Raw genomic sequence first — 8,748 nt, 5'->3', positions numbered from 1 at the left:
GTTCAAGGCTGCGGTGAAAGAACAAACCGGAAAAGACTTCCCGACTTGTGCCTACGAGCAGTTGTGGGGTGCCGTTTGTGCCGTATTCAACTCCTGGATGAACGAACGTGCTATTTTGTATCGTAAGATGGAGGGAATTCCTGACGAATGGGGTACTGCCGTAAGCGTTCAGGCTATGGTATTCGGTAATATGGGCGAGAGCTCTGCTACGGGTGTTTGCTTCAGCCGCGATGCTGCTACCGGTGAGGACCTTTTCAATGGCGAGTATTTGATTAATGCACAAGGTGAAGACGTGGTTGCCGGTATCCGTACTCCGCAACAGATTACAAAAATCGGTTCTCAACGTTGGGCTGAATTAGCCGGTGTAAGCGAAGAAGAACGTGTCAGCAAATATCCTTCCATGGAGGAGGCTATGCCGGAAATCTATAAGGAACTGGATGCTTTGCAGACAAAACTCGAAAATCACTACCGTGATATGCAGGATATGGAGTTTACAGTACAAGAGGGTAAACTCTGGTTCCTCCAGACCCGTAACGGTAAGCGTACCGGAGCCGCTATGGTGAAGATTGCCATGGACTTGCTCCATCAAGGTATGATTGACGAAAAGACTGCATTGATGCGTTGTGAGCCCAATAAGTTGGACGAACTGCTCCACCCGGTATTTGATAAGACAGCGCTGAAACAAGCTAAGGTGTTGACTCGTGGTCTTCCCGCTTCTCCGGGTGCCGCTACGGGACAAATCGTATTCTTTGCCGATGATGCTGCCGAATGGCATGCTGCCGGCAAGCGTGTGGTGATGGTACGTATCGAGACTTCTCCGGAAGATTTGGCAGGTATGGCAGTTGCCGAAGGTATCCTGACTGCCCGCGGTGGTATGACTTCGCATGCGGCAGTGGTTGCTCGTGGTATGGGTAAGTGCTGTGTGTCTGGTGCAGGTGCCTTGAACATCGACTACAAGGCGCGTACAGTGGAAGTGGATGGTGTACTGTTGAAAGAGGGTGACTATATCTCCTTGAACGGAAGCACCGGTGAAGTATATAAAGACAAGGTGGAGACAAAAGCGGCTGAGCTGTCCGGTGACTTTGCGGAACTGATGGATTTGGCAGACAAATATACGAAGCTGCAGGTTCGTACCAATGCGGATACTCCTCATGATGCCGCAGTAGCACGTAATTTTGGCGCTGTGGGTATCGGTCTTTGCCGTACGGAACACATGTTCTTTGAAGGCGAGAAGATTAAAGCCATGCGCGAGATGATTCTGGCAGAAAATGCAGAAGGGCGCCGCAAGGCTTTGGCTAAGATTCTTCCCTACCAGCAAGCTGACTTCAAGGGAATTTTCAAGGCAATGGAAGGCTGTCCGGTGACGGTGCGTCTGCTTGATCCTCCTTTGCATGAGTTTGTTCCCCATGACCTGAAGGGACAGCAGGAAATGGCAGATACGATGGGCGTGAGCCTCCAGTATATCCAGCAACGTGTTGAGGCACTTTGTGAGCATAATCCGATGTTGGGTCATCGTGGTTGCCGTTTGGGAAATACATATCCTGAAATTACACAGATGCAGACGCGTGCCATCCTGGGTGCTGCTTTGGAATTGAAGAAGGAAGGTGTTGAAACCCATCCTGAAATCATGGTGCCTCTGACCGGTATCTTGTATGAGTTCAAGCAGCAGGAAGAAGTGATTCGTGCTGAGGCTGCCCAGTTGTTTGAAGAAGTGGGTGACAGCATCGACTTCAAGGTAGGTACAATGATTGAGATTCCGCGTGCCGCCTTGACTGCCGACCGCATTGCTTCCTCTGCCGAGTTCTTCTCATTCGGTACGAACGACTTGACTCAGATGACATTTGGTTATTCACGCGACGATATCGCTTCCTTCCTCCCGATTTATCTGGAGAAGAAGATTCTGAAAGTAGACCCGTTCCAGGTACTCGACCAGAATGGTGTAGGACAGTTGGTGCGCATGGCTACTGAAAAGGGACGTGCTATCCGTCCGGATTTGAAGTGCGGTATCTGCGGCGAACATGGCGGTGAGCCTTCTTCTGTGAAGTTCTGCCACAAAGTTGGCTTGAATTATGTCAGCTGTTCTCCGTTCCGTGTGCCTATTGCACGTCTGGCTGCGGCGCAGGCTGCCATTGAAGGCTGATTTCAATAATACTGAATAATGACATTTATGGGCTGCATGCTTTACTTGGTAATGGCATGCGGCCTATTTTGTTGGAAAAAACTGTAGTTTCTATTAATTTATTTGTATTTTCTTTAGTATATTTGCTTCCCATAATTTTATAGTTTCCAATAAGCAAGCAAAAAACGATGATATTGACAATTACGGCAGCATACGATGTTTGGACGAATGACTTCTATCAGAATAATGAAGCATTGGTATATAGTTTTGGGATAATTGTCATTCTGCTTTTGGTCATCATGATAATCATTTCCATCAGCAAGAGCAAAAGGTTGAAGACGTTGCAGCGCATCAATGAGGTTGCCGAAGAATCCAACCAGCTGAAGAATGCTTTCATCGCTAATATGACTCACGAAATTCGTACTCCTTTGAATGCCATTGTAGGCTTTACAACTATGCTTGCCGAAATGGATAATTTGGACAGAGAAACCCGTATGGCTTTTCTGAAGGAGATTAATGATAACAAGGACTCGCTGCTGCAACTGGTCAATGACTTGCTGGACTATTCGAAGATTGAGGCAAATACTCTGGAATATAACGATGGAGAAGTGGATGTAAACGCGCTGATTGATGAAGTCTGTACGACGGAGAATATGCGCTCGCATCCCACGGGCATTCAGGTGGAGTTTGTAGAACGGCTGCCTCAATGCCGTTTGGTGGTAGACCGCGTGCGTTTTGCCCAAGTCATAGGTAACTTGGTGAGGAACGCCTTGAAGTTTACGGAGATGGGCAGTGTGAAAATCGGTTGCAGGAGATTGAGCAACCATAACTTCTATTTTTATGTGGCAGATACAGGCTGTGGTATCGATGAAGTGGGAAGACATGCCATCTTTGAACGGTTTGTGAAGATGAACTACAATATCAAAGGTACGGGGTTGGGGCTTTCCATCACCAAATCTATTGTGGAGCACTATGGGGGAGGTATCGGTGTGGAGTCTAAGAAAGGGGAAGGCTCCACCTTCTATTTCACGTTGCCTGCCGGTATTGAATACAAAGAGTACGGTAAATTTTGATTTGCCAGTCCAAGAAGGCTCAATCAGCCATTTTCTTCAACTTCTTGAAGTGGCGGATTACTTCCAGATAATCGCGGTCGGTGCAGGCATTGAATTTATTCCATAAGTCACCCATTACAACGGCACCACCGAATCCGTAATCCTTAATCTCCAGTATGTTGTCGGGAGTAATGCCTCCCAAAGCCATGACTCTACTGTCTATGACCTTACTTTTTCCTGCTTGCCGCAACTCTTCGGCTGTGAAGCCGGACGTGACTCCGGACTTTGTGATGCAATTATATATCGGGCTTAGGAACAGATAGTCATAGAAATGCTTCTTGTTCTGCACTTCGTCCAGTGAATGGCAGGTGCAACTGATGTGACCCGAATAGTCATGGGGCTCTTTGGGATTGCGGGTGTTTAGATGAATCCCCATCAGGCTGAACTCTTCCTGCAGGTAGAAGTGCTCATGGGTAATGATGCGCTTATGGTATTTTGCGGGTATCAGCGTTAAAAGCCGTTCTGAATACATGGCGGGAGTTTCCGGCTTCCTCAGATGTAGAATATCCAGCCCCTCTTCGAATAGTGCCGTGATAATCTTGTCTTCTTCCACAAAAAATGTGGGTGCTGTTACTACGATGAGTTTCATTTCTTTTGTTTAACTTTTAAGTTTAGCAAAGTTAATGAATACTTATGGTAGAAGCCAAAGAATTTCTTTAAAATATGTTAGATGGCTATTTTAAACAAGAAAACGCATTCTTGAACCTTAGTTGCTCAAGAATGCGTCATTAACATGTTTAGTGGGACCTTGTTGCTTATTTCAGTCTTTTACCTACTACATCCCAGTCGATGATGCTCCACAGTTCGTTCACATGGTCGGCACGGCGGTTCTGGTAATCAAGATAGTAGGCATGTTCCCACACGTCGAATCCGAGTAGCGGAACAAGACCGGCGCGTACCGGATTGCTACCGTTGGCTTCTTTGGTGATGTGGAGTTTGCCGTTCTTGTCGGCAGACAACCAAGCCCATCCGGAGCCGAACAAGCCGACAGCTGCCGCGTTGAATTCCTTCTTGAAATTCTCAAAGCTGCCGAAGTCGCGTTTGATGGCTTCTGCCAGCTTGCCGGTAGGCTCGCTGTGGGCAGGCTTCGGAGCAAACTGTAAGAAGTATAATGTGTGGTTCAACACTTGTCCTGCATTGTTGAAGATGGCACCGTCCGGTGCTGTGGCAACAATGGTTACCAGGTCTTTGCCTTCAAATTCCGTTCCCGGAACGAGGTTGTTGAGGTTGTTCACGTAGGTTTGCAGATGTTTACCGTAGTGGTAATCTATGGTTTGCTGACTGATTACAGGTTCCAGTGCATTGTTGGTGTAGGGAAGTTTTGGCATTTCGTAAGTCATAACTGTTATCATTAAAATCGTTAATATTGTATTCATAAGTTTCAATTATTTAATTTTGGAACTTTACTATATAAACACTATAACCTATAGAAATGTTCGTACGTCTCCGAAGCTTTTTTTATCTTTGCCTCCGTAAAAACAAAGGAAGAAAAAATATCATCATTTTAAGATTATACGGATATGCCCGATTATATAGAGGAACTGAACGAAGGACAACGGAACGCGGTGTTATACAATGACGGTCCGTCACTGGTGATAGCCGGTGCCGGTTCGGGAAAGACGCGCGTGCTGACCTACAAGATTGCTTATCTGCTGGAGAATGGCTACCAGCCTTGGAACATTCTGGCATTGACCTTTACCAACAAGGCGGCGCGCGAAATGAAGGAGCGTATAGCCCGTCAGGTGGGGCCGGAGAGGGCGCGCCATCTGTGGATGGGAACCTTTCACTCCATGTTCCTGCGCATTCTGCATGTCGAGGCCGGGCATATCGGCTTCACTTCGCAGTTTACCATTTACGATACGGCAGACAGTAAAAGCTTGATACGTTCCATTATCAAGGAAATGGGGCTGGATGAGAAAGTGTACAAGCCGGGGATGGTGCAGGCGCGTATCTCGAATGCCAAGAATCATCTGGTTTCTCCGGCAGGCTATGCCAACAACAAGGAGGCTTACGAAGGAGACCGTGCAGCCAAGGTTCCGGCGCTTCGCGACATCTACCAGAGATATTGGGAGCGTTGCCGGCAGGCAGATGCGATGGACTTCGACGATTTGCTGTTCTACACATTCCTGCTGTTCCGGGACCACCCCGAGGTGTTGGCGCGTTATCAGGACCAGTTCCGTTACATTCTGGTAGATGAGTATCAGGATACCAATTTTGCACAGCACAGCATTGTGCTGCAACTTGCCAAGAACCATCAGCATGTCTGTGTGGTGGGGGATGATGCACAGAGTATCTACTCCTTCCGTGGTGCCGATATTGACAATATTCTCTACTTTACGAAAGTATATCCCGATACGAAGGTCTTCAAGCTGGAGCAGAATTACCGTTCCACCCAGACCATTGTCCGCGCGGCCAACAGCCTGATAGAAAAGAACCAGTGGCAGATACGCAAGGAAGTGTTCTCGGAAAAGGAGAAGGGAGAGGCCATTGGTGTGTACCAGGCATACAGTGATGTGGAAGAAGGGGATATTGTGGTGAATAAGATAGCTGAACTGCGGCGTGAAAAGCGCTATGCCTACTCTGATTTTGCGATACTCTACCGTACCAATGCGCAGAGCCGTATCTTTGAGGAAGCCATGCGCAAACGCAGTATGCCTTACCGTATTTACGGAGGCTTGTCGTTCTATCAACGCAAGGAAATCAAAGATGTTATTGCTTACTTCCGTCTGATAGTGAATCCCAATGATGAAGAGGCTTTCAAACGTATTATCAATTATCCTGCACGGGGTATCGGAGATACGACAGTGGGAAAAATCATTGCTGCCGCCACCGGGCACAATGTAAGTTTGTGGACTGTGCTTTGTGAGCCGTTGGCGTATGGCTTGAACTTCAATAAAGGTACGGTGGGAAAGTTGCAGGCATTCCGCGAACTTATATCCGCCTTTATCACAGATGCTGCGGAGAAGAATGCCTACGAGATCGGTGCCGACATTATTCGCCAATCGGGCATCATCAATGATGTGTGTCAGGACAACTCTCCCGAGAATCTGAGCCGTAAGGAGAATATAGAGGAGCTGGTGAACGGTATGAGTGATTTTTGTGCCCAACGGCAGGAGGAAGGAAACCTGAACGTGTTGTTGGGTGACTTCCTTTCGGAAGTTTCCCTTCTTACCGACCAGGATTCGGATAAGGATGGGGACGATGAGAAGATAACCCTGATGACTGTACATTCGGCCAAGGGATTGGAGTTCAAGAATGTGTTTGTAGTGGGGATGGAGGAGAATCTTTTTCCCAGCGGCATGGTGGGCGACTCTCCCCGGGCATTGGAGGAAGAACGGCGGCTGTTCTATGTAGCCATCACACGTGCCGAAGAACACTGTTTCCTGTCGTATGCAAAGACACGTTTCCGGTATGGCAAAATGGAGTTCGGCAGTCCCAGCCGTTTCCTGAAGGATATAGATATACGTTTCCTGCGTCTGCCTCAGGATGCGGGAATGTTCCGCAGGGTAGAGGAGGAAGCTGTCGCTTTCCGCAGGGAGAACGCCAGAGGCTTTGCGCCTGATAAGGAAAATGCTCCGTATGGAGGAAAAGAGCGTGTGTCTGTACGGCCGAAGCAGCAGATTATTGCGCCGACCGTTCCACGTAACCTGAAACGGGTGGCGCCTTCTGCAAATACGGCAAGTACATCGCTTTCTGACGGCGGGTCTGCCAACCGTATACAGCAGGGACAACTGATAGAGCACGAACGTTTCGGCTTGGGTGAAGTTTTGAAAGTGGAGGGCGAAGGAGACAATGCGAAAGCCACCATCCGCTTCAAGAATGCGGGAGACAAACAACTTTTGCTGCGCTTCGCGCGTTTCAAAGTTATAGGGTGATGAATATTGTTTACAAAAGAATGACTTTGCAGAAGGGCGGCATCTGTTTTACTAAATATTCCCCGGAGAATTACTAAAATGAGGAGGACGATTTAGTAAATCTTCTCCGAAGTTTTACTAAATCGTTGGAGAGGGCTTGTCAACCCCTTGTGGCGTGTTTATTAGGATGGAATCATAAATGGTAAAAAAAATATATATAAAATGACAAATAAAGACTTTTCCCTTTTCCCTTCTCCCTGCTATATTATGGAAGAAGGATTGCTGAGAAAGAACCTCGCACTGATAAAAAGTGTGGCCGACCGCGCAGGTGTGGAGATAATCCTCGCTTTCAAATCATTTGCCATGTGGCGTTCCTTTCCCATTTTCAGGGAGTATATAGACCACTCTACGGCAAGTTCTGTCTACGAAGCCCGTCTGGCATTGGAGGAGTTCGGAAGTAAGGCACATACGTACTCGCCTGCCTATACCGAGGCCGATTTTCCGGAGATAATGCGGTGCAGCAGCCATATTACTTTCAATTCGCTTTCGCAGTTCCACCGCTTTTATCCGGTAGTGGTGGCGGAGGGAAGCGGCATTTCCTGCGGTATCCGTATCAATCCTGAATACTCTGAGGTGGAAACGGAGCTTTATAATCCCTGCGCACCCGGTACCCGCTTCGGTGTAATGGCCGACCAGCTTCCCGAAGAACTTCCGGCGGGTATTGAAGGTTTTCACTGTCATTGTCACTGCGAGTCTTCTTCCTACGAGCTGGAACACACATTGGAGCACTTGGAAGGAAAATTCTCCCGCTGGTTCTCACAGATTAAGTGGTTGAATTTAGGAGGCGGGCATCTGATGACGCGTAAGGATTATGATGTAGAGCATCTTGTCCGTCTGTTGCAGGGCTTGAAGGGGCGCTATCCACATCTTCAAATCATTCTTGAGCCCGGTTCCGCTTTTACTTGGCAGACCGGTGTGCTGAGCTCGGAGATAGTGGACATCGTGGAAAACCGCGGCATTCGTACCGCCATTCTCAACGTTAGCTTTACGTGCCACATGCCGGATTGCCTGGAGATGCCCTATCAGCCTGCAGTGCGTGGAGCGGAGATGGGCGATGCGGGCCCTTACGTCTATCGCCTTGGAGGAAACTCCTGCTTGAGCGGCGACTATATGGGACTGTGGAGTTTCGACCATGAGCTGCAGATAGGGGAGAGAATCGTCTTTGAGGACATGATACATTACACCACTGTAAAGACGAATATGTTCAATGGAATTCACCATCCGGCCATTGCAATGTGGACAAAAGAAGGAAAAGCTGAAGTTTTCAAGCAATTTTCTTATGAAGATTATCGTGGGCGAATGAGTTGATAATCAAAAGTCTGCTTGTATGCCTGGCGAAAATGTACACTTTTCTGTGTGAAAAAAGTCTGCGGAATGTTTGCAGGTTTAAGGAAAATATCTACCTTTGCATCCGCAATCGCGGAAATAGCTCAGTTGGTAGAGCATAACCTTGCCAAGGTTAGGGTCGCGAGTTCGAGTCTCGTTTTCCGCTCAACGCAGTTTAGATTGCAATTACCTATGCCCAGGTGGCGGAATTGGTAGACGCGCACGTTTCAGGTGCGTGTGTCGAGAGGCATGCAGGTTCGAGTCCTGTTCTGGGCAC

6 protein-coding genes and 2 tRNA genes are annotated in these 8,748 nt (G+C 48.0%); 6 read left to right on the top strand and 2 right to left on the bottom strand.

The genetic code is table 11. The features are described from left to right. Positions 1-2,140 (top strand): pyruvate, phosphate dikinase (gene ppdK, locus ABUA47_RS20900; protein ID WP_349831984.1); only part of this gene is annotated, 2,140 nt, incomplete at its 5' end. Between the two features lie 167 nt (positions 2,141-2,307). Further along, a complete protein-coding gene (locus ABUA47_RS20895) occupies positions 2,308-3,192 on the top strand; it encodes a sensor histidine kinase (RefSeq protein WP_005828359.1) in 885 nt (294 codons plus the stop codon). A gap of 19 nt (positions 3,193-3,211) precedes the next feature. Here ABUA47_RS20895 and ABUA47_RS20890 read toward each other — a convergent pair whose 3' ends face one another. After that, on the bottom strand, positions 3,212-3,820 hold the full coding sequence (locus ABUA47_RS20890; RefSeq protein ID WP_035448311.1) for a thiamine phosphate synthase: 609 nt from the start codon (positions 3,818-3,820) through the stop codon (positions 3,212-3,214). A gap of 166 nt (positions 3,821-3,986) precedes the next feature. Beyond that, positions 3,987-4,607 carry a superoxide dismutase gene (locus ABUA47_RS20885; protein ID WP_005828364.1) on the bottom strand — a complete coding sequence of 207 codons (621 nt, stop codon included), beginning with the start codon at positions 4,605-4,607 and terminating at the stop codon, positions 3,987-3,989. A gap of 144 nt (positions 4,608-4,751) precedes the next feature. Here ABUA47_RS20885 and ABUA47_RS20880 point away from each other — a divergent pair, with 144 nt between their 5' ends. From ABUA47_RS20880 to ABUA47_RS20865, 4 genes are all read left to right on the top strand, one after another. Then, positions 4,752-7,106 carry an ATP-dependent helicase gene (locus tag ABUA47_RS20880; protein WP_035448313.1) on the top strand — a complete coding sequence of 785 codons (2,355 nt, stop codon included), beginning with the start codon at positions 4,752-4,754 and terminating at the stop codon, positions 7,104-7,106. A gap of 201 nt (positions 7,107-7,307) precedes the next feature. Continuing rightward, positions 7,308-8,453 carry a carboxynorspermidine decarboxylase gene (nspC, locus tag ABUA47_RS20875; RefSeq protein WP_035448315.1) on the top strand — a complete coding sequence of 382 codons (1,146 nt, stop codon included), beginning with the start codon at positions 7,308-7,310 and terminating at the stop codon, positions 8,451-8,453. A 111-nt stretch (positions 8,454-8,564) separates the two neighbouring features. Continuing rightward, positions 8,565-8,637: transfer RNA gene (locus tag ABUA47_RS20870), tRNA-Gly, on the top strand. Positions 8,638-8,665: 28 nt separating this feature from the next. Continuing rightward, positions 8,666-8,747, top strand: a tRNA-Leu gene (locus tag ABUA47_RS20865). Position 8,748: the final 1 nt, after the last annotated feature.

Origin of the sequence: Bacteroides sp. RTP31139st1_H2_RTP31139_211217, assembly GCF_040227615.1 — a bacterium.
GTDB classification, from domain to species: domain Bacteria; phylum Bacteroidota; class Bacteroidia; order Bacteroidales; family Bacteroidaceae; genus Bacteroides; species Bacteroides uniformis.
The sequence above is the reverse complement of the archived record's forward strand: the minus strand, read 5'-3'. Positions and strand labels throughout refer to the sequence as shown.

Coding starts and splice junctions, on each gene's coding strand:
- nspC (WP_035448315.1), top strand. CDS start 7,308: ATGACAAATAAAGACTTTTCCCTTTTCCCTTCTCCCTGCTATATTATG.
- ABUA47_RS20895 (WP_005828359.1), top strand. CDS start 2,308: ATGATATTGACAATTACGGCAGCATACGATGTTTGGACGAATGACTTC.
- ABUA47_RS20890 (WP_035448311.1), bottom strand. CDS start 3,820: ATGAAACTCATCGTAGTAACAGCACCCACATTTTTTGTGGAAGAAGAC.
- ABUA47_RS20885 (WP_005828364.1), bottom strand. CDS start 4,607: ATGAATACAATATTAACGATTTTAATGATAACAGTTATGACTTACGAA.
- ABUA47_RS20880 (WP_035448313.1), top strand. CDS start 4,752: ATGCCCGATTATATAGAGGAACTGAACGAAGGACAACGGAACGCGGTG.